At 55.1% G+C, this 20,392-nt stretch carries 23 protein-coding genes; 17 read left to right on the forward strand and 6 right to left on the reverse strand.

Annotated features, from left to right (window positions below; translation table 11 throughout):
* Nucleotides 1-121: 121 nt before the first annotated feature.
* Nucleotides 122-517: a hypothetical protein gene (locus K5Y33_RS01600; protein ID WP_101763235.1), complete on the forward strand. Its 396-nt coding sequence runs from the start codon at nucleotides 122-124 to the stop codon at nucleotides 515-517.
* Nucleotides 518-578: 61 nt separating this feature from the next.
* Here the strand turns inward: K5Y33_RS01600 and fur are convergent, their stop codons facing one another.
* The 4 genes from fur to ybfF form a co-directional block, all read right to left on the reverse strand.
* The gene (fur, locus tag K5Y33_RS01605) at nucleotides 579-1,028 is read right to left on the reverse strand and encodes a ferric iron uptake transcriptional regulator (protein WP_007890672.1); all 450 of its coding nucleotides are present in this window, start codon (nucleotides 1,026-1,028) and stop codon (nucleotides 579-581) included.
* A 354-nt stretch (nucleotides 1,029-1,382) separates the two neighbouring features.
* Nucleotides 1,383-1,913, reverse strand: a complete 531-nt coding sequence (fldA, locus tag K5Y33_RS01610; protein WP_110865727.1) for a flavodoxin FldA — start codon at nucleotides 1,911-1,913, stop codon at nucleotides 1,383-1,385.
* 137 nt (nucleotides 1,914-2,050) lie between these two features.
* Nucleotides 2,051-2,326, reverse strand: a complete 276-nt coding sequence (gene ybfE / locus K5Y33_RS01615; RefSeq protein ID WP_007890670.1) for a LexA regulated protein — start codon at nucleotides 2,324-2,326, stop codon at nucleotides 2,051-2,053.
* 167 nt (nucleotides 2,327-2,493) lie between these two features.
* A complete protein-coding gene (gene ybfF / locus K5Y33_RS01620) occupies nucleotides 2,494-3,258 on the reverse strand; it encodes an esterase (RefSeq protein ID WP_222233136.1) in 765 nt (254 codons plus the stop codon).
* Between the two features lie 248 nt (nucleotides 3,259-3,506).
* On the opposite strand from ybfF, the gene seqA reads away from it, so the two are divergent.
* A complete protein-coding gene (gene seqA / locus K5Y33_RS01625; protein WP_110865729.1) occupies nucleotides 3,507-4,046 on the forward strand; it encodes a replication initiation negative regulator SeqA in 540 nt (179 codons plus the stop codon).
* A 24-nt stretch (nucleotides 4,047-4,070) separates the two neighbouring features.
* A complete protein-coding gene (gene pgm, locus K5Y33_RS01630; protein ID WP_222233137.1) occupies nucleotides 4,071-5,711 on the forward strand; it encodes a phosphoglucomutase (alpha-D-glucose-1,6-bisphosphate-dependent) in 1,641 nt (546 codons plus the stop codon).
* Nucleotides 5,712-5,750: 39 nt separating this feature from the next.
* Here the strand turns inward: pgm and kdpE are convergent, their stop codons facing one another.
* Nucleotides 5,751-6,425, reverse strand: a complete 675-nt coding sequence (gene kdpE, locus K5Y33_RS01635; RefSeq protein ID WP_101763229.1) for a two-component system response regulator KdpE — start codon at nucleotides 6,423-6,425, stop codon at nucleotides 5,751-5,753.
* 246 nt (nucleotides 6,426-6,671) lie between these two features.
* Here kdpE and K5Y33_RS01640 point away from each other — a divergent pair, with 246 nt between their 5' ends.
* The 11 genes from K5Y33_RS01640 to nei all read left to right on the forward strand — a co-directional run bounded on the left by K5Y33_RS01640 (nucleotide 6,672) and on the right by nei (nucleotide 15,924).
* The gene (locus K5Y33_RS01640; protein WP_008107019.1) at nucleotides 6,672-6,872 is read left to right on the forward strand and encodes a YbfA family protein; all 201 of its coding nucleotides are present in this window, start codon (nucleotides 6,672-6,674) and stop codon (nucleotides 6,870-6,872) included.
* A gap of 151 nt (nucleotides 6,873-7,023) precedes the next feature.
* A complete protein-coding gene (locus K5Y33_RS01645; RefSeq protein ID WP_101763228.1) occupies nucleotides 7,024-7,980 on the forward strand; it encodes a 2-thiouracil desulfurase family protein in 957 nt (318 codons plus the stop codon).
* A gap of 12 nt (nucleotides 7,981-7,992) precedes the next feature.
* On the forward strand, nucleotides 7,993-9,420 hold the full coding sequence (gene phrB / locus K5Y33_RS01650; RefSeq protein WP_222233138.1) for a deoxyribodipyrimidine photo-lyase: 1,428 nt from the start codon (nucleotides 7,993-7,995) through the stop codon (nucleotides 9,418-9,420).
* Between the two features lie 18 nt (nucleotides 9,421-9,438).
* Nucleotides 9,439-10,182, forward strand: coding sequence for a type 2 GTP cyclohydrolase I (locus K5Y33_RS01655; RefSeq protein WP_110865734.1), 744 nt, complete (start codon nucleotides 9,439-9,441; stop codon nucleotides 10,180-10,182).
* A 174-nt stretch (nucleotides 10,183-10,356) separates the two neighbouring features.
* Nucleotides 10,357-11,013 carry a 5-oxoprolinase subunit PxpB gene (gene pxpB / locus K5Y33_RS01660; RefSeq protein WP_222233139.1) on the forward strand — a complete coding sequence of 219 codons (657 nt, stop codon included), beginning with the start codon at nucleotides 10,357-10,359 and terminating at the stop codon, nucleotides 11,011-11,013.
* Nucleotides 11,007-11,939: a 5-oxoprolinase subunit PxpC gene (gene pxpC / locus K5Y33_RS01665; protein WP_222233140.1), complete on the forward strand. Its 933-nt coding sequence runs from the start codon at nucleotides 11,007-11,009 to the stop codon at nucleotides 11,937-11,939. Before pxpB ends, pxpC begins: the two co-directional genes overlap by 7 nt.
* Nucleotides 11,929-12,666 (forward strand): 5-oxoprolinase subunit PxpA, encoded by a 738-nt coding sequence (gene pxpA / locus K5Y33_RS01670; RefSeq protein WP_222233141.1) that lies wholly within the window; start codon nucleotides 11,929-11,931, stop codon nucleotides 12,664-12,666. The genes pxpC and pxpA overlap by 11 nt, the downstream gene beginning before the upstream one ends.
* Before the next feature lie 58 nt (nucleotides 12,667-12,724).
* The gene (locus K5Y33_RS01675; RefSeq protein WP_222233142.1) at nucleotides 12,725-13,453 is read left to right on the forward strand and encodes a DUF969 domain-containing protein; all 729 of its coding nucleotides are present in this window, start codon (nucleotides 12,725-12,727) and stop codon (nucleotides 13,451-13,453) included.
* On the forward strand, nucleotides 13,453-14,469 hold the full coding sequence (locus tag K5Y33_RS01680; RefSeq protein ID WP_110865739.1) for a DUF979 domain-containing protein: 1,017 nt from the start codon (nucleotides 13,453-13,455) through the stop codon (nucleotides 14,467-14,469). The genes K5Y33_RS01675 and K5Y33_RS01680 overlap by 1 nt, the downstream gene beginning before the upstream one ends.
* 7 nt (nucleotides 14,470-14,476) lie before the next feature.
* Entirely contained in the window at nucleotides 14,477-15,124 is a 648-nt protein-coding gene (gene pcp, locus K5Y33_RS01685; RefSeq protein ID WP_222233143.1) for a pyroglutamyl-peptidase I, read from the forward strand.
* A gap of 11 nt (nucleotides 15,125-15,135) precedes the next feature.
* On the forward strand, nucleotides 15,136-15,924 hold the full coding sequence (gene nei / locus K5Y33_RS01690) for an endonuclease VIII (RefSeq protein ID WP_101763219.1): 789 nt from the start codon (nucleotides 15,136-15,138) through the stop codon (nucleotides 15,922-15,924).
* Between the two features lie 36 nt (nucleotides 15,925-15,960).
* Here nei and K5Y33_RS01695 read toward each other — a convergent pair whose 3' ends face one another.
* Complete coding sequence (locus K5Y33_RS01695) at nucleotides 15,961-17,244, reverse strand: citrate synthase (protein ID WP_008107361.1); 1,284 nt, start codon at nucleotides 17,242-17,244, stop codon at nucleotides 15,961-15,963.
* A gap of 594 nt (nucleotides 17,245-17,838) precedes the next feature.
* Here K5Y33_RS01695 and sdhC point away from each other — a divergent pair.
* From sdhC to sdhA, 3 genes are read left to right on the forward strand one after another with little or no spacing between them, the layout of a single operon-like run.
* Nucleotides 17,839-18,270, forward strand: a complete 432-nt coding sequence (gene sdhC / locus K5Y33_RS01700) for a succinate dehydrogenase cytochrome b556 subunit (RefSeq protein ID WP_168197448.1) — start codon at nucleotides 17,839-17,841, stop codon at nucleotides 18,268-18,270.
* Nucleotides 18,264-18,611, forward strand: coding sequence for a succinate dehydrogenase membrane anchor subunit (gene sdhD, locus K5Y33_RS01705; protein WP_049850912.1), 348 nt, complete (start codon nucleotides 18,264-18,266; stop codon nucleotides 18,609-18,611). Before sdhC ends, sdhD begins: the two co-directional genes overlap by 7 nt.
* On the forward strand, nucleotides 18,612-20,378 hold the full coding sequence (gene sdhA, locus K5Y33_RS01710) for a succinate dehydrogenase flavoprotein subunit (protein WP_101763217.1): 1,767 nt from the start codon (nucleotides 18,612-18,614) through the stop codon (nucleotides 20,376-20,378). It abuts the gene before it with no gap.
* The last annotated feature ends 14 nt before the right edge of the window (nucleotides 20,379-20,392 follow it).

Below are 20,392 nucleotides of genomic sequence, written 5' to 3' on the forward strand. Positions count from 1 at the left end.
TTCCCTATTTGCGACTATTCTGACTTTAGAAAAATTAACCCATTTGGCAGTGTGAAAAACTTTTTTTCAGGTAGGCTATGCGCTCTCAGACGGTGCTCTGCGGCTTATCTAAGGAAAAAAAATGACAACTCTCGCCCAGGAAGCCAGGCATAGCGTGGTGGTTTTACATCAGCTTATTGAACGTATTTTCAATCAGGCGGAAGGCAGTGACGACAGCATTGATCTGTTTTTGTCGCACTTTCATCCCGAGTTCAAAATGGTCACGCCGCAAGGCAAACGATTGGACCTCAATGAAATGGAAGTGCTGTTTCGCCAGTTGCAGGGGCAGCGTGAAGGCATGCGCATTGCCACCAGTGAGCACGCCATCATCTCGCAGCAAAGCGAGGAAGTGACGATTCAGTATCGTGAATTACAGATGATGAACGGCATCAATCAGAGCCGCATTTCACTGGCGGTATTGGATTGCAGCACCGCCATTCCGCGCTGGCGCTACCTGCAGGAAACGCTTGTCGCCTGATTACAGGCATAAAAAAACCGGCTCAAGCGCCGGTTTTTTTTATACTGCATAGCACACTCAATTACTTATCGTGGAGCGTATCGTCTTCGCGGCAGTCTCCCAGAGCACAATGACCGTACAGGTACAGGCTGTGGTTGCTGAGCTTAATGCCGTGGCGAGTGGCAATTTCACGCTGACGCGTTTCGATTGATTCATCGCTGAATTCTATAACTTTGCCACAATCCAGGCAGATCAAGTGATCGTGGTGATGCTGCTGAGTCAGTTCGAAGACAGATTTGCCGCCTTCAAAGTTGTGACGGGTTACGATGCCCGCGTCGTCAAACTGGTTAAGAACGCGATACACCGTTGCCAGACCAATCTCTTCGCCCATATCAATCAGGCGCTTATACAAATCTTCCGCACTGACGTGATGGGACTCTGGGCCGGGTCCCTGAAGCACTTCCAGAATTTTCAGTCTGGGTAGCGTGACTTTCAGGCCAGCCTTCTTCAATGCGGAGTTGTTGTCAGTCATGCGGATATTGTCCTGTTACTTTGCTAGTCACTTGCGGCGCAGGGGCCTTGAATGTTTAGGTCAACGCGCATTCTCATTTGCGTCTCATTATAGAACTCAAGCAGTGAAATGAAAACCAAGGCAACGTCCTTAATCACCAAAGGTTGTAAGGATATCGTCACTAACGTCTTCAAGACGCTTGGGTTTTGGATTCCATTTCACTCAGCCTCATTCTACTGCCAGAGGAATAAGCGGATGACCATTGCGGGTATTCTACAGATTTGCGGGGAAAAGTTAAAAAACCGTAGCTATTATTTTTATAGGAAATTCCGTTACCCGATGTGAGGCAGTGCGCACATCGGGCAGAGCAGGGAATTAAGCTTCAATAATCTCTTTGAGCTGCAGCTCATCAAAGATCTGCTTCACCCACTTCTCAACGCGTTCGTTGGTCAATTCCGGCTGACGGTCTTCGTCAATGGCCAAACCAAGGAAGTTTTTGTCATCGGCCAGGCCTTTAGAGGCTTCGAAGTGATAGCCTTCGGTTGGCCAGTGACCGACGATCACCGCACCATTCGGCTCAATGATGTCACGGATAGTGCCCATCGCATCACAGAAGTACTCGGCGTAATCTTCCTGATCGCCACAACCAAACAGCGCTACCAGCTTGCCATTGAAATCAATCTCTTCCAGCGTCGGGAAGAAATCATCCCAGTCACACTGCGCTTCGCCGTAATACCAGGTTGGGATACCCAGCAGCAGGATGTCGAACGCTTCGAGATCTTCTTTGGTGCTCTTAGCAATGTCATGCACTTCGGCGACATCTTTACCCAGTTGTTTCTGGATCATCTTTGCAATGTTTTCAGTGTTGCCGGTATCGCTGCCGAAGAAAATGCCTACGATTGCCATGGGTTAGGTAACCTCTTAAATCCTGATTGTGAAAGTAAGTCAGTTGACTGCACAGTTATGCGAATAATAGCAGACCGGTAAAAAGTGCGGAACGTATAAAGCCGTGACTTTGTGTTCCAGCGTGCGGTCTCCGCGCGTTACGACAGTTTGAGCTGTGCCAGCAGCATTTGTTCAATCAATTCGCTGCGACTGATGTTTTGCTGATCGGCCAGCGTGCTGAGGGCGTCAACCGCCTCGCTCGACATCTTCAGCTCAACACGACGCAGCCCACGCACTTTATCGCGCTTGAGCTGATTGCGTTTGTTGATGCGTAACTGTTCATCACGCGTCAGCGGGCTGGTTTTCGGGCGACCAGGACGCCGCTCGTCTGCGAAGAGATCAAGCGTAGTGCGGTCTGTCTGTTCTTTTGCCATGGTTTGTAAAACTGAGTGGGCGCGAACGGCGGAAAGGCGCTGCGCGATTAAAACATTATCGGCCCGACCACGGCGAAAAAATATCCGTGGCAAATTTTTAGCGCGACATCATACTCCAGCGCCTTCCCTGACGCCAACCCTAAAGCGCAAGCGGCAAGCTTTTGCTTTTACAGGTTAAAAAAACGCCGAACGGCGCGTAACACCGCATCGGGTTTCTCGGCGTGCACCCAGTGTCCAGCACCGCTGATCACATGTGCATGTGCCTGCGGGAACTGACGCAGCAGCGCATCGCGATGCTGATTATCCAGATAAGGCGAGTCGCCGCCGCGGATAAACAGCGCCGGATGCGGCCACGCAGGAATCTCTTCCCAGCCGGAAATGGTGCTGTAGTTATCCCACAGCACCGGCACATTAAAGCGCCATTCGCCCTCTGCGAAAGATTTGAGGATGAACTGGATCACGCCTTCTTCATCAATATGCTGACGCATTACTTCAGCGGCTTCGCTGCGGCGCGTGACGCCCGCGGCGCTCACGGCCCGAATAGCGGCAAAAATTTCGTCATGGCGGCGCGTTTGGTAATCAACGGGCGCGATATCGATCATTACCATTTTATCAATACGCTCCGGCGCGATTGCACTGAGTGCCATGGCGATTTTGCCGCCCATCGAGTGTCCTATCACTCCCGCGCGATCGATATGGTGCGCATCCAGCGTTTCGACAATGTCCTGCGCCATCACGTGATAATTCATCTCATCGCTACGCGCCGACAAGCCGTGATTGCGCACGTCAACTTGCAGCGTCGGACGTGCATCACGCACCCCACGCGCCAGCACGCCAAGGTTATCAAGGCTGCCAAAAAGACCATGGATCAACAGAATCGGCGTGGCATCGGAGGCAGATTGTTCAGTTTGCAGACGGGCGTTCAAAATCATGGCTAAAGTTCTTACGGTTGTGACCTTGGCTTAGGTTATCATGGATTCACCTGTCCAGCAGTCAGGCCGGTGGGCATTAGGGCATATTCCGACTTTTGCCCGTAAACGTTGCCAACGCTATCGGCTGCCACGGATTTAACTTTATAATCCTTATGTTAGAACCCGCTCACGTTTTGCACGACTGGATTTTGCTAAGGCCGTTGCAATAATGCGTGGTTCTGTCATTTGCCAGAATCGTACGGAAAAAGATGAAAACGATTGAAGTTGACGAAGAACTCTACCGTTATATTGCCAGCCACACGCAGCACATTGGTGAAAGCGCCTCAGATATTTTGCGCCGCATGTTGAAGTTCACCGCCGGACAGAGCGCACCCGCTGCGCCCGCCGCTGGTGCATCAATGAAAGAAGCGCAACCTGCCAGCCGTGAAGCGCGTCCTCAGGATCGCGTCCGTGCGGTACGAGAGCTGCTACTTTCCGATGAATATGCCGAGCAGAATAAGGCGGTTAACCGCTTCATGTTGGTACTGTCAACGCTCTATCGTCTTGATCCGGCTGCGTTTGCTGAAGCTACTGCCTCGCTGCAGGGCCGTACCCGCGTCTACTTTGCGGGCGACGAGCACACGCTGCTGCAAAATGGCACCCATACCAAGCCGAAGCACGTTCCCGGCACACCGTACTGGGTGATCACGAACACCAATACAGGTCGCAAATGCAGCATGGTGGAACACATCATGCTGGCTATGCAGTTCCCACAGGAACTGACAGAGAAAGTTCGCGGCACCATTTAACTGAAGCGTCAGGGAGAAGCGCCAATGGCCAATCACCCCCGTGCCGGGCAGCCTGCCCAGCAGAGCGATTTGATTAACGTTGCACAATTAACCTCGCAGTATTACGTCCTGAAGCCCGATGTGGCGAATCCGGATCATGCGGTGAAATTTGGCACTTCAGGCCACCGCGGTAGCGCGGGACGCCAAAGCTTCAATGAACAGCACATTTTGGCGATCGCGCAGGCGATTGCTGAAGAGCGTAAAAAGAATGGCATCACCGGTCCGTGCTACGTCGGTAAAGACACGCATGCACTGTCTGAGCCAGCGATTCTGTCGGTGCTGGAAGTGCTGGCCGCTAATGGCGTGGACGTAATTGTTCAGCAGGACAATGGCTACACGCCAACGCCTGCAATCTCGAACGCGATTCTTGAGTACAACAAACGCTGCGGCGCGCAGGCGGACGGCATCGTTATCACGCCTTCGCATAATCCACCGGAAGATGGTGGTATCAAATACAATCCGCCAAACGGTGGCCCGGCTGATACCAACGTTACCAAAGTGGTGGAAGATCGCGCTAACCAGCTGATCAAAGGCGAGCTGAAAGACGTGAAACGTCTGCCGCTGGATCAGGCATGGGCGAGCGGCCACATCGTTGAGCAGGATCTGATCCAGCCATACGTTGAAGGTCTGGCGCAGGTGATTGACTTCGCCGCCATCCAGAAAGCCGGCCTGAAAATTGGCGTCGATCCGTTAGGCGGTTCCGGCATTGCTTACTGGCAGCGCATTGCTGAGCACTACAAACTGGATCTGACCATCGTGAACGATGCGATCGATCAGACTTTCCGCTTCATGCATCTGGATAAAGATGGCGTGGTGCGTATGGACTGCTCATCCGAGTGCGCGATGGCCGGTTTGCTGGCGTACAAAGACAAATTCGATCTGGCCTTTGGTAACGATCCTGATTACGACCGTCACGGCATCGTCACGCCTGCGGGTCTGATGAATCCGAACCACTATCTGGCGGTGGCGATCAACTACCTGTTCCAGCATCGCCCGCAGTGGGGCAAAGACGTTGCTGTAGGGAAAACCCTGGTTTCCAGCGCAATGATCGACCGCGTGGTCAACGACATTGGACGTAAGCTGGTGGAAGTGCCGGTTGGTTTCAAATGGTTCGTTGATGGTCTGTTCGATGGCAGCTTCGGTTTCGGCGGTGAAGAGAGCGCGGGCGCATCCTTCCTGCGTTTCGATGGCTCAGCCTGGTCAACCGATAAAGACGGCATCATTCTATGCCTGCTGGCTGCTGAAATCACGGCGGTAACTGGCAAGAATCCGCAGCAGCACTATGACGAGCTGGCCGAACGCTTTGGTGCGCCAAGCTATAACCGTCTGCAAGCTCCGGCGACTTCTGCACAGAAAGCCGCGCTGTCTAAGCTGTCACCCGAAATGGTGAGCGCAGATACGCTGGCGGGTGATCCGATCACCGCACGCCTGACTGCCGCGCCGGGTAACGGTGCGTCAATCGGTGGTCTGAAAGTGATGACGGAAAACGGCTGGTTCGCCGCGCGTCCATCAGGTACAGAAGACGCGTACAAAATCTACTGCGAAAGCTTCCTGGGTGCTGAACATCGTCAGCAAATCGAGAAAGAAGCGGTTGAGATTGTTAGCGAAGTACTGAAAAACGCCTGATTGGGCAGTGAAGAGAAAAGGCCGCTTAGCGGCCTTTTTTTATGGCATAAATCGATAGCCGATACCGGTTTCGGTCAGCAAATGGCTGGGCTGCGTGGGATTCGCTTCCAGCTTCTGCCGCAAGTGCCCCATATAGATGCGCAAATAATGGCTGTGTTCCACCGCATTGGGCCCCCAAACCTGATTCAGTAATTGACGCTGGGTCAGCACTTTTCCGGCGTTGTTCACCAGCAAACTCAGCAGGCGGAATTCAGTCGGTGTCAGATGCACTTCCTGTTGGTTGCGCAGTACACGGCGCGCCGCCAAATCGACGCTCACTTCGCCAAATTTCACAATCGGTTCTGGCTGGTTGCTTTGATGGCGACGCAGCGCCACGCGCACGCGCGCCAGCAGTTCACCTATGCCAAACGGCTTAGTGAGATAATCATCCGCACCCGCGTCCAGCGCATCGATCTTATCCTGCTCATCGCTCCGTGCCGACAGCACAATCACCGGCATGCTGCTCCATTGACGTACTTCACGGATAAAGTCATTGCCATCACCATCCGGCAAGCCGAGATCGAGGATCACCAGATCCGGCTTACGCGTCGCCGCTTCAATCAGGCCGCGCTGCAGTTGCTCCGCTTCCACAATCTTAAGGCCTTCGCTCTCCAGCGCAAGGCGCACGAAACGGCGAATCTCTTTTTCATCTTCCACTATCAAGATGGTCGTCACGCTGCCTCCAGCGGCAAAAAAGTTAACGTATCACTTTAGCAATAAAGCGGCCCGGCGTCCGTCACGAAGTTTTTAACTTAAATGGATCGTTTAATTCACAATCTTGTAACTAACTTTCACCACCACACAAATTGCTGAAAAAAAGCGCAAATATAGTGGTCGGATGAGTAGTAAAATTACACAATAACGGGTAATATCTGAACCAGATCACATTTCAACGCAATGTTTACCACAAGGGGGCCAAAGATGGATCGCGCATATCCACTGTATAAAATCGTACTGCGCCGCGTGCTGGTGGTAGCAATCGGTTTGCTGGCGCTGCCAGTGATGTTATTCCGCTCAGATCGCGCACGTTTGTACAGTTACCTGCATCGTATGTGGTGCAAAACCAGCACGAAACCCGTCTGGCTGGCGCAGTCTGAAGCGGCTGCCGGCATTCACTGGTAAGCGATTTTAACGCACTATTAACCCGGCGACTTCACGTGAAGCGCCGGTTTTTTTATCGATAATTTTCACGCCCACCGCGCGTTGCCGCTGTTATCTCCGCGCATTTCAGCTACACTTAAAACCTCTACAAGATTTATGAGGTTGTACAAGTATGAGCGAGAAAATTCCTGTTGGTATCAGCGCTTGCCTGCTCGGGGATAACGTCCGATTTGATGGTGGCCATAAACGTTTTGCTTTCGCCACGGACGAACTCGTGCCATTTGTGCGCTTTGAACCTGTATGTCCCGAAATGGCGATTGGCTTACCGACGCCGCGTCCGGCTTTGCGCCTGGTAAAAGAGAGCGATGAAAACATCCATCTCTGTTTCAGCAAAGATGGCGGCGAAGAGGTGACGGAAAAGATGCAGCGCTGGTCCGCCGAACGCGTGAAGTCGCTACATCATCTGTGCGGCTACATCCTCTGTGCCAAATCCCCTAGCTGTGGGCTGGAACGTGTCCGCGTTTACGAGCCTGAAACCAACAACAATCGTAAAGCGGGCACCGGCATGTTTACCGCATTTTTACAGAAAGAGATGCCGTGGCTGCCGCTGGAGGAGGATGGTCGTCTGCATGATGACGCTATCCGCGAAAACTTTATCGGCCGCGTCTATGCGCTGCACGAATTCAACGAAATGTGGCGCAGCGGATTATCGCGCCACAAGCTGATGGCCTTCCATAGTCGCTACAAATTGCTGCTGCTTTCTCATGCGCAGGATGAGTACCGCGAGATGGGCCGCTTTGTCGCGGCGATGGACCAGTGGGATTCGCTGGAGGATTACGCCTTTGAGTACCGCAGTCGTCTGATGCACCTGATGTCACATCAGGCATCACGACGCAATCACACTAACGTGCTGATGCATGTACAAGGCTACTTCCGTCCGCAGTTGAGTTCGCCGCAGCGTCAGGAGCTGGCGCAACTGATTGACCGTTATCGTCAGGGCGTACAGCCGCTGTTAGCACCGATCACCATGCTGAAACATTACATGGCGGAATACCCGCATCCGTGGCTGGCACAGCAGCGCTATTTTGATCCTTATCCGGAAGCGCTGCGTTTGCGCTACGGCCAATAATTTCGGGGATTTATGACCACCCATTTAGTTTGGCTGCGCAACGATTTGCGCATCAATGACAACATGGCGCTGGCCGCTGCCTGCCGCGATGGCCAGGCCAAAGTGATTGCGCTGTTTATCGCCACACCGCAGCAGTGGCAGCAACACCATATGGCGCCAAAGCAGGCGGCGTTCATCCAGCAAAGTCTCAGTTTGTTGCAGAAGTCATTGGCTGAACGCGGCATTCCTCTGCATTTCCATCAGTGTGATGACTTTGCCGCTTCGATTGAATATCTGGCGAAATTTTGCCAGCAGCAACGGGTTGATGCGCTGTTCTACAACTACCAGTACGAAATCAACGAGCGTGAACGCGATGCGCAGGCGGAGAAACGTCTGGATGCGCAGGGCGTAGTATGTCAGGGATTCGATGACAGCTTGCTGTTGCCGCCGGGCAGCGTGCAAACCGGCAGCAACACCATGTTCAAAGTTTTCACGCCGTTCAGCAAAGCCTTTGTTCGTCGTTTACATCAGGGCTTACCGGAGTGCCATCAGGCACCGAAAGCGCGTGATGGTGCGCCCATTAGTATCGAAAAGAAGATTCCCGCTTTTGATTATCCTTGTGAAGCCTTTGATGAAAGTCTGTTCCCGGCGGGAGAAGAGGCGGCGTTAAAACAGCTGCGCCATTTCGCTAAACAGGCGGTGCAGCATTATCCGGATCAGCGTGATTTACCGGCCATTGACGGCACCAGCCGCCTATCGGTTTATTTGACCACTGGCGTGCTGTCGCCGCGCCAATGTCTTCATCGCGTGCTCAAAGAGCATCCCGATGCGCTCAACGAGGGTAAGGCCTTTACCTGGCTGAACGAACTGATCTGGCGCGAATTCTATCGTCATCTGATGGTGGCGTTTCCGGCGCTGTGTAAGCATCAGCCGTTTGTCGACTGGACGCGCAACGTGGATTGGCAGCGAAACGACGCACATCTCACAGCCTGGCAACAGGGCAAAACCGGTTATCCGATTGTTGATGCGGCGATGCGCCAGCTCAACACGCTCGGCTGGATGCATAATCGACTGCGCATGATTACTGCCAGTTTCCTGGTAAAGGATCTGTTGATTGACTGGCGTGAAGGCGAGCGTTATTTCATGCAGCAGCTGATCGATGGCGATCTGGCCGCCAACAATGGCGGCTGGCAGTGGGCCGCGTCAACTGGCACCGATGCCGCGCCCTATTTTCGTATCTTCAATCCCACCACGCAGGGCGAGCGCTTTGATAAACAGGGCGACTTTATCCGTCAGTGGCTGCCGGAACTCAGCGACGTGCCCGACAGCGATATCCATCAGCCGCAAGTGTGGGCGCAGAAAAATAACAACAAACTCGATTATCCCGCGCCAATCGTGGAACATAAGGACGCACGTAAAAAGACACTAGACGCCTTTGAGCGCGCTCGCAGCGCGGCCTGAGGCGGTCAGGGAGCCGTAATGAATAATGTCGAGTTAGAACAGATCGTTAACCAGCAGCTGAATAACAGCGCCTTCAGCGATTACGCGCCGAACGGTTTGCAGGTGGAAGGGCGCGCCGAGGTGAAAACCATCATCACTGGCGTAACCGCGTGTCAGGCGCTGCTGGATGAGGCGGTGAAGCGCAACGCCGATGCGGTGCTGGTGCATCACGGTTACTTCTGGAAAAGCGAAGCGCCGGTGATTAAAGGCATGAAGCGCCAGCGTCTGCGCACGCTGCTGGCCAATGATATCAATTTGTATGGCTGGCATCTGCCGCTGGATGCGCATCCCGAGTTGGGTAATAACGCGCAGCTGGCGCGTCTGTTTGATATTGCAGTGAAAGGCGAGATTCAGCCACTGGTGCCGTGGGGCGAGCTGGCACAACCACTGAGTGGCGCGGCGCTGGCGGAAAAAATTGCTCAACGTTTAGGTCGCACACCGCTGCACTGTGGCGATAACGCGCCGGCATTGATCAAGCGCGTTGCCTGGTGCAGCGGCGGCGGTCAGGGCTTTATCGATAGCGCGGCAGCCTTTGGCGTCGATGCCTTTATCACCGGCGAAGTCTCCGAGCAAACCATCCACAGCGCGCGCGAACAAGGTTTGCACTTCTTTGCCGCCGGACACCACGCGACCGAACGCGGCGGCATCAAGGCGCTGGGCGAATGGTTAGCTGCCCATCATGGCCTTGATGTGACCTTTATCGACATCGACAATCCTGCCTGATTTCTTCCCTCTCACGCCCTTAACCTGCGTTAAGGGCGCAAATCTGTTGACACATCTCTGTCACTTTCGCATAACTTATGGCCTTTACGCATAAACGAGAAGTTCGTTCGCTATGAATGGCGATCCTGCAACATTCGTTCTGCGACATGTAAGACTTTTACCAGGAGGTTGTTTTTGCAACGAGCACGTTGTTATCTGCTAGGTGAGCGCGCTGTGGTGCTGGAACTGGAGCCACCGGTTTCGTTGACCAGCCAGCAGCGCATCTGGGGATTGTGTCAGCGACTGCAGAAAAACGAGCAGGTTGAGGAAGTGATTCCTGGCATGAACAACCTGACGTTGCTGCTGCGCGATCCGCAACGCAATGCATTGGACGCGATTGAGCGTTTGCAGCGTTGGTGGGAAGAGAGCGAAGCGCAGCTGCCGGAATCGCGCCGCGTCGAGATTCCAGTTGTGTACGGCGGCGCAGGCGGGCCGGATCTGCAGGAGGTGGCGGAGCGCGCCAACATGACGCCCAGGCAAGCGGTAGAACTGCACAGCAGCATCGATTATGTGGTCTATTTTATCGGCTTTCAGCCTGGTTTTCCTTATCTCGGTGGCCTGGATGAGCGTTTACACACGCCGCGCCGCGCTGAACCGCGCGTACTGGTGCCGAGCGGCTCGGTGGGCATCGGCGGCAGCCAAACCGGCATCTATCCCTTAGCCGCGCCCGGCGGCTGGCAACTGATTGGCCATACGCCGCTCAGCCTGTTCGACCCGCTTCAGCATCCGCCGACACTGTTACGCCCCGGCGATAGCGTGCGTTTTGTGCCGCAGCAGGAGGGCGTATGTTGAAAATTCTCCGCGCGGGCATGATGACCTCGCTGCAAGACCACGGCCGCACCGGCTTCCGCCAATATGGCATCAGCGTGGGCGGCGCGCTCGATCAACCGGCAATGCGCACCGCCAATATGCTGGTGGGCAACCCCGAGCAGAGCGCGGTGCTGGAAATCGTGCTGGGACAATTTAAAACGCAGTTTACCCGTGATGGCTGGTTTGCGTTGACGGGCGCGGGCTGCAATGCCGATCTGGATGGCAAACCGGTCTGGACCGGCTGGCGTCTGCCGGTGAAAAAAGGGCAGGTGCTGACGCTGGCAAAGCCAACGCGCGGCATGCGCAGTTATCTGGCGGTCAACGGTGGTTTTGACGTGCCGGACATGCTCGGTTCGGTCAGTACCGATCTCAAGGCGGCATTCGGCGGCTGGCAGGGACGTAAACTGCAGGATGGCGATGAGCTGCCGTTGGGTAAACCGACGCGCGACTTCAAAGACAAAGCCGGCGTGCGTCAACTGCTGTGGGGCAACCGCATCCGCGCCTTAGCGGGCCCGGAATATAACGAGTTCTCGCGTGAGGCGCAGCAGGGTTTCTGGCGCAGCCCGTGGAAGCTCAGTCCGCAAAGTAATCGCATGGGTTATCGCCTGCAGGGACGGCAACTGCATCGCGATGCGACGCGCGATTTGCTGTCGCACGGTTTAGTGCCCGGCGTGGTACAGGTGCCGCCCAATGGCCAGCCGATTGTGTTGATGGCGGATGCACAAACCACCGGCGGCTATCCGCGCATTGCCTGCATCATCGAAGCCGATCTCTATCATCTGGCGCAAATTCGTCTCGGCGAACCGATTCACTTTATCCACTGCACGCTGGAAGACGCGATACACGCCAAACAGCATCAACAGCGTTCCTTCGACCAAATAGCCTGGGGATTGGCCCATGAAGATTGATCTTAACGCCGATCTCGGCGAAGGCAGCGCCAGCGATCGGGAGCTGCTGACGCTGGTGAGTTCAGCCAATATCGCCTGCGGCTTCCACGCTGGTGATGCGCAAACCATGCTGCAATCGGTGCGCTGGGCGAAAGCGTCTGGCGTGGCGATTGGCGCGCATCCGAGTTTCCCCGATCGGGAAAACTTTGGCCGTACCGCCATGCAGCTGCCGCCGGAAACGGTGTATGCGCAGATGATCTACCAGATTGGTGCGCTGAAAAGCATTGCCGAGAGCGAAGGCGAACGGCTGGTACACGTCAAGCCGCACGGCATGCTGTACAACCAGGCGGCGGGCGATCCGCAACTGGCGGATGCTATCGCGCGCGCGGTAAAAGCCGTGGATAGCGGATTGATTCTGGTCGGATTAGCGGGCAGCGCGTCGATTGCTGCGGCGGCGCATCATGGTCTGCGCACCCGCGAAGAGGTGTTTGCCGATCGTGGCTATCTGGCGAGCGGGGCGTTAGTGCCACGCAGCCAGCCGCAAGCAATAATTGAAGATGCCGATCAGGCGCTGGCGCAAACGCTGGCGATGGTGCAGCAGCGTCAGGTGCAGAGCATCAGCGGAGAATGGGTCAAGGTTAACGCCGAAACCGTCTGTTTACACGGTGATGGCGCACACGCGCTGCAATTCGCCCGCACGCTGCGCGCGGCATTTGCGACCAGTCAGATTGCGGTCACCAGCGCATAACGTTTTACTCATTGCCCGGCATCACGCCGGGCTTTGTCTTTTCACATAAGGGAACAACATGGATAACGTGGTAAACCTCTGGCCGCTGCTGGGCATTGCCGCCATCATTCTGGGTTTTGTGCTGCGCTTTAACCCGGTGCTGGTGGTGATTGTGGCGGGTTTCGTCACCGGGCTGGCGGCGCATCTGCCGCTGGCAGACATTCTGGAAAAACTCGGTTCTGGCTTCCTCAATACGCGTAACCTGCCGCTGATTCTGCTGCTGCCGCTGGCTGTTATCGGTTTGCTGGAGCGTCATGGCCTGAAAGAGCGGGCGCAAAGCTGGATCGCGCAGATCAAAACCGCCACCGCGGGTCGCTTGCTGATCGTCTACCTGTTTGTGCGTGAAGCCACCGCCGCGCTGGGCTTAACCAGCCTGGGCGGACATCCGCAAATGGTGCGTCCGCTGCTGGCGCCGATGGCCGAAGGTGCCACGGAGAACCGCTACGGGGACGTCCCACCAGAAGTGCGCCATCGTCTGCGCGCCATGTCTGCGGCGACCGATAACATCGGTCTGTTCTTTGGCGAGGATATCTTCGTTGCCTTTGGCGCGATTATCTTCATGCATAACTTCATGCAGGAATCTGCCGGTATCAGCACCGAACCGCTGCATATCGCGCTGTGGGGCATTCCTACCGCTATCTGTGCTTTCCTCATTCATTCAGCTCGTCTGGTGCGTCTTGATCGCCAGCTGTCGCGTGAATTGGGCGCGTTGAACCAGCAGGCGCTGAACGCCAAAGGAGCGAAGTAATGTTCCAGCAACAATATTTGATGTGGCTGGCAGGTGTGATCCTGCTGGTGGTTGCCGTGCTTTCATGGCGTGACAGCGCTAACCCGCGCCGTTTTACCACCGGTCTGTTCTGGGCACTGTATGGCCTGATTTTCCTGATTGGCGACGGTGCTTATCAGCTAATGGGACAATGGGCGGGCGATGCGGAACTGGGCCGCCGCTGGTTGCATATCGGCGTGGGCGTGGCCGTGGTGTTGATGGCGCTAATTGCCGGTTTCGGCGGCGTGCGTCTGGGGCGTTATCATCAGCGCAGCGATGAGCAGAAACAGGAAAGTGCTAAACGTCTGCACAACAAACTGTTCCTGCCAGCGCTGGCGATTCCACTGGTGACGGTGATTGGCGTGCTGGCGTTTAACCATATTCCCGGTTTGCAGGATACGGTGTTTGGTCCCGGCAATCACGCCACGCTGGTGACGCTGTTCTCCATGATGATTGGCTGCCTGCTGGGCTGGCTGATCGCATTGAAAATCACCCATGAAAAGCCGTTGCAGTCGATGCAGGAAACCCGTCGCCTGCTGGATGCGGTGGGTTGGGCGTTTATTCTGCCGCAGATTCTGGCCACGCTTGGCCTGCTGTTCACCAGCGCCGGTGTCGGCACGGCAATTTCGCATCTCACCGAACAGTATCTGGCGGTAGATAATCGCCTGATTGCCGTCGCGGTATATGCGGGTGGCATGGCATTGCTGACCATGGTGATGGGCAATGCGTTTGCCGCCTTCCCGATTGTGACCGCCGGCATTGGTATTCCGATTCTGGTACTGCAGCACGGCGGCAATCCAGCGGTAATGGCGGCGATTGGGATGTTCTCCGGCTATTGCGGCACGCTGATGACGCCGATGGCGGCCAACTTCAACATTGTGCCGGCGCGCCTGCTGGAGCTGCCGGACCGCAACGCGGTGATCAAGGCTCAGGTGCCAACCGGTGTGCTACTGTTGGTAGTGAATATTTTCCTGCTCTACTTCCTGATGTTCTTGTGAGGTTGCAATGAAAACGGTGTTAATGACGGCGTTTGAGCCTTTTGGTGGCGAAAACATCAACCCTTCGTGGGAAGCGGTGCGCACCTTCGACGGCAAAGAGATCGCCGGTGCACGCATTGTGGTGCGCCAACTGCCGGTGGTATTTGCCACTTGCGGTGAAGTGCTGACGCGCGCGCTGGAGGAGATTCAACCCGACCGCGTGTTGTGCGTCGGGCAAGCCGGCGGCCGCGCCGATATTACCGTTGAACGCGTTGCGATCAACGTGGATGACGCGCGCATACCGGATAACAACCAGCAGCAACCGATCGATCAGCCCATCGAGGCGGATGGCCCGGCGGCTTATTTCTCCACGCTGCCGATCAAAGCGATAGTTGCCGCGCTGCGTGAAGTGGGTGTGCCGGCCTCGGTATCGCAAACCGCCGGCACCTTCACCTGTAACCACGTGATGTACAGCCTGCTGCACTGGATCCACACCACCAACAGCAAGGCGCGCGGCGGTTTTGTTCATATCCCGTATATGCCGGAACAAGCGGTGCACCATCCCGGCGTGGCCAGCATGGCGACTGCAAGCGTGATTCAGGCGCTGGAAACCTCGCTGCAGGTGATCCTGAGTACCGAAAATGATATCCGCGTCGTCGGTGGCGCTACGCATTAAAAGGAGTTGTTATGCCTGAGGGACCGGAGATCCGCCGCGCGGCGGATCAGCTGGCAGAGGCAATGGTCGGCAAACCCCTTACCGATGTGTGGTTTGCCTTTCCACAGCTGAAAACCTACGAACCGGCGCTGATGGATGCCACCATCAACGCCTTCGAAACGCGCGGTAAAGCGCTGCTCACCCACTTCTCCAACGGTTTGACGCTCTACAGCCACAATCAGCTGTACGGCGTGTGGCGCGTGGTGCCAACCGGTACGCAACCGAATACCACGCGCCAGCTGCGCGTTCGGCTCGCAACGGCGGATAAAACCATTTTGCTGTATAGCGCCTCGGATATTGAGCTGCTCAACGCCGATACTTTAGCTGCGCATCCGTTTTTGCAGCGCGTGGGCCCGGATGTGCTGGATGCCAGCTTAACGGTGGAAGAGGTGCGCGAGCGTTTGCTGTCGCCGCGTTTTCGTCGTCGCCAGTTCAGCGGCTTGCTGCTTGATCAGGCCTTTTTGGCCGGCCTCGGCAATTATCTGCGCGTGGAGATTTTGTGGCATGCCGGATTGCTGGCGTCGCATCGGGCGCAGGACCTCAGCGAACAGCAGCTGACGGCGTTAAGTGAGGCGATGCTGGCGGTGCCGCGTTTGTCATACGAGATGCGTGGCAGCATGAAGAAGTATCATGAAGAAGCAGCGTTTCGCTTCGAGGTGTTTCATCGGCAGGGTAAAAAGTGTCGGCGGTGCGGCGCGGTGATTGAGAAGGGTGTGCTGTCATCGCGGCCGTTTTACTGGTGCCCTGGATGCCAGTTGTAGCGCTATAAAAAAGGCGGCCAGATGGCCGCCTTTCTCTTATTTATCCAGCGCCGAGGTGAATGGACGCTCGGTGTAACCGGTATAAAGCTGACGCGGACGGGCGATTTTCATGCCTTCGTCGTGCATCTCTTTCCAGTGTGCAATCCAGCCCACGGTGCGCGCCATCGCGAAGATAACGGTAAACATGGAAGACGGAATGCCCATCGCTTTCAGGATGATGCCTGAATAGAAATCGACGTTTGGATAGAGTTTACGCTCGATGAAGTACGGGTCGTTCAGCGCGATGTGTTCCAGCTCCATCGCCACTTCCAGCAGATCATCTTTCATGCCCAGTTCGTTCAGCACTTCGTGACAGGTATCGCGCATCACGGTGGCACGTGGATCGTAGTTTTTGTACACGCGGTGGCCGAAGCCCATCAGACGGAACGAATCGTTCTTATCTTTCGCACGTTTAACAAACTCAGGGATGTGATCAACGGTGCTGATCTCTTCCAGCATGCGCAGTGTCGCTTCGTTGGCACCGCCGTGTGCCGGTCCCCACAGTGAAGCGATACCGGCGGCGATACAGGCAAACGGGTTCGCGCCTGAAGAGCCTGCGGTACGGACGGTAGAGGTAGAAGCGTTCTGCTCATGGTCGGCGTGCAGAATCAGAATACGGTCCATCGCGCGTTCCAGCACTGGATTCACTTTGTACTCTTCGCACGGCGTGGCGAACATCATGTGCAGGAAGTTACCGGCATAAGAGAGATCGTTGCGCGGATAGACAAACGGCTGGCCAATCGAGTACTTGTAGCACATCGCTGCCATGGTCGGCATTTTCGACAACAGGCGGAACGCAGCGATTTCACGGTGACGTTCAATGTTGACGTCTAATGAGTCGTGATAAAACGCTGCCAGCGCACCGGTCACACCACACATTACTGCCATTGGATGCGAATCGCGGCGGAAGCCGTGGAACAGTCGGGTGATTTGCTCGTGAATCATGGTGTGGCGGGTAACGGTGGTGCGGAACTCTTCAAACTGGGCTTGGGTCGGGGCTTCGCCATTTAACAGGATGTAACACACTTCAAGATAGTTAGAGTGGGTTGCCAGCTGATCAATCGGGAAACCGCGGTGTAACAGAATACCTTCGTCACCATCAATAAAGGTGATTTTAGATTCGCAGGACGCCGTAGAGGTGAAGCCGGGATCGAAGGTGAACAGGCCTTGTGAGCCAAGGGCGCGGACATCAACTACATCTTGTCCCAGCGTGCCTTGCATCACGTCCAGTTCAACAGAAGTATTATCTTGTAGGGTTAGCGTCACTTTTTTATCTGTCATTATTTCGTCTCCATAGCGCCTTTAAGGTAAGGATCTTAGACACCAGAATAGCCATGTTGTTACGTAAAACCACAATCTTCACAGCATCACTCTGCGGTAACGTTGGTCGTGCAGGGTTACAGAGTAAATGCTGAACTGGGCCATTCGGTGGCGTCGGGGCATGACATGCTGCACATCGAGGATGTTAAAGTTCCTGTCACGACATAACTTCTTGGTAACCAATAACCTGATGCTTGGTGTTACTTGTATTGGCAATGTTACATAACTTGAGCTTAGGGGAAAGTGTATCCCCATAACTTTTGTGCATCATAGGACTTTAATGCGATTGTTTGTAACTGAAATGTTGATCTTTTGTCAAATCAGATAATTAAAAATGTATGAATTGTGAAATTCGTGAGACTGATCACTGTTCAGCCTAAATGTGACCAAAGAGATTGTAGGGGAATTGTAATCAGAATGTGATCCTCCTATACTGCGGCCAGGTCTCCGGAACACCCTGACACCAGGAGCCACCCAGCGTTTTACCCGCTTTATTTAACACTGGATGTTGCTATTTTGGTGGCGGTTGCAGTCTGAACACACGCTGTGTCTCTGATGCAACTCAGGACCGGAGGAAGCAAAATAAAAAAGAGCTGTGTGGGCAAAACCGTGAAAAAACAAAGACCTGTTAACTTGGATCTCTCGACGATCCGGTTTCCCGTTACTGCAATATCGTCCATTCTCCACCGCGTCTCCGGCGTGATCACCTTTGTCGCTCTCGGAATTCTGCTCTGGTTACTGGGTCTCTCTCTCTCCTCTCCAGAAGGTTTCCAGCAAGCGGCATCCATCATGGATAGCTTCTTCGCCAAATTCATCATGTGGGGCATTTTAACTGCGCTGGCGTATCACGCTGTGAGCGGTATTCGCCATATGTTGGCTGATTTTGGTGTAACAGCAGAAACCCTGCAGGTGGGAACCCGTTCCGCGCAAGCGGCTTTTGTTATCACTGTCGTGCTCTCAATTTTGGCTGGAGTCCTCGTATGGTAAGCAATGCTTCTGCATTAGGACGCAACGGTATCCATGACTGGCTGTTACTGCGTGCTGCTGCAATCTTAATTACGCTCTATATTCTCTACATCCTCGGTTTTGTCGTGATGACAGGCACGCTGACGTATGACGTCTGGCATGGCTTCTTCTCGTCCGCCTTCACGAAAGTGTTCACCATGTTGACGCTGTTCTCGATTCTGATCCACGGCTGGATTGGAATGTGGCAGGTGCTGACTGACTACGTGAAACCTGTTGCAACCCGTTTGTTGCTGCAGTTTGTGATTGTGGTTGCGCTGTTGTCGTATGCGATTTATGGAACCGTTGTTGTGTGGGGTGTGTAAATGAGTTTGCCAGTCAGAGAATTTGATGCCGTGGTGATCGGCGCGGGTGGCGCAGGAATGCGCGCCGCCTTGCAAATCTCCCAATCGGGCCAGACTTGTGCCTTGTTGTCCAAAGTTTTCCCAACCCGTTCCCATACCGTATCGGCGCAGGGCGGTATTACCGTTGCGCTGGGTAACACCCATGACGATAACTGGGAATGGCACATGTACGACACCGTCAAAGGTTCCGACTTTATCGGCGACCAGGACGCGATCGAATATATGTGTCATGTCGGTCCGGAAGCGATTCTGGAACTGGAACACATGGGATTGCCGTTCTCCCGTCTGGATGACGGCCGGGTGTATCAGCGTCCGTTTGGTGGTCAGTCGAAGAATTTCGGCGGTGAGCAGGCGGCGCGTACCGCAGCTGCGGCCGACCGTACCGGCCACGCCTTGCTGCATACGCTGTATCAGCAGAACCTGAAAAACAAAACCACCATCTTCTCCGAATGGTATGCGCTGGATCTGGTGAAAAACGAAGACGGCGCGATTGTCGGCTGTACGGCTATCTGCATGGAAACCGGCGAAACCGTCTATTTCAAAGCCAAGGCCACTATTCTGGCGACCGGCGGCGCGGGCCGTATTTACCAATCCACCACTAACGCCCACATCAACACCGGTGACGGCGTTGGCATGGCGCTGCGCGCCGGCGTGCCGGTGCAGGATATGGAAATGTGGCAGTTCCACCCAACCGGAATTGCCGGTGCGGGCGTGCTGGTCACCGAAGGTTGCCGTGGTGAAGGCGGTTACCTGCTGAATAAGCACGGTGAACGCTTCATGGAACGTTATGCGCCGAACGCCAAAGATCTGGCGGGGCGTGATGTGGTTGCGCGTTCGATGATGGTGGAAATCCGCGAAGGTCGCGGTTGCGATGGCCCCTGGGGTCCGCACATTAAATTGAAACTCGACCATCTCGGTGCCGAAGTGCTGGAGTCGCGTCTGCCTGGCATCCTTGAGCTGTCGCGTACCTTTGCCCACGTTGACCCAATTAAAGAACCGATTCCGGTGATCCCAACCTGTCACTACATGATGGGCGGCGTGCCGACCAAAGTGACCGGCCAGGCGCTGCGTGTGAATGAGCAGGGCCAGGATGAGGTGATTCCGGGTCTGTTCGCCGTCGGTGAAATCGCCTGCGTATCGGTTCATGGCGCTAACCGCCTTGGCGGCAACTCGCTGCTCGATCTGGTGGTGTTCGGTCGCGCAGCCGGTGTGCATCTGCTGGAGTGTATTGAAGAGCAGGGCGAACTGCGTGAAGCCACGCCGGAAAATATCGATGCAGCGATGGCGCGCTTCAACCGCTGGGAAAATAACACCACCGGTGAAGATCCTGTCGAAATCCGTAAAGCGCTGCAGCGCTGCATGCAGAACAACTTCTCGGTGTTCCGCGATGGCGATGCGATGCGTGAAGGTCTGGAAGAGCTGAAAGTGATTCGTGAGCGTCTGAAATCAGCGCGTCTTGATGACCGTTCGCCAGACTTCAACACCCAGCGTATCGAGTGTCTTGAGCTGGATAACCTGATGGAAACCGCTTACGCCACCGCTGTTGCCGCCAACTTCCGTACCGAAAGCCGTGGTGCACATAGCCGCTTCGACTTCCCGGACCGCGATGATGAAAACTGGCTGTGCCACAGTCTCTATGTTCCGCAGACGGAAAGCATGACGCGCCGTGAGGTGAACATGCAACCGAAACTGCGTGCGGCCTTCCCGCCGAAAGCGCGTACCTACTAATTGCGGAGATCATC

Source organism: Pantoea sp. DY-17, from assembly GCF_019795975.1.
Classification (GTDB): domain Bacteria; phylum Pseudomonadota; class Gammaproteobacteria; order Enterobacterales; family Enterobacteriaceae; genus Pantoea; species Pantoea leporis.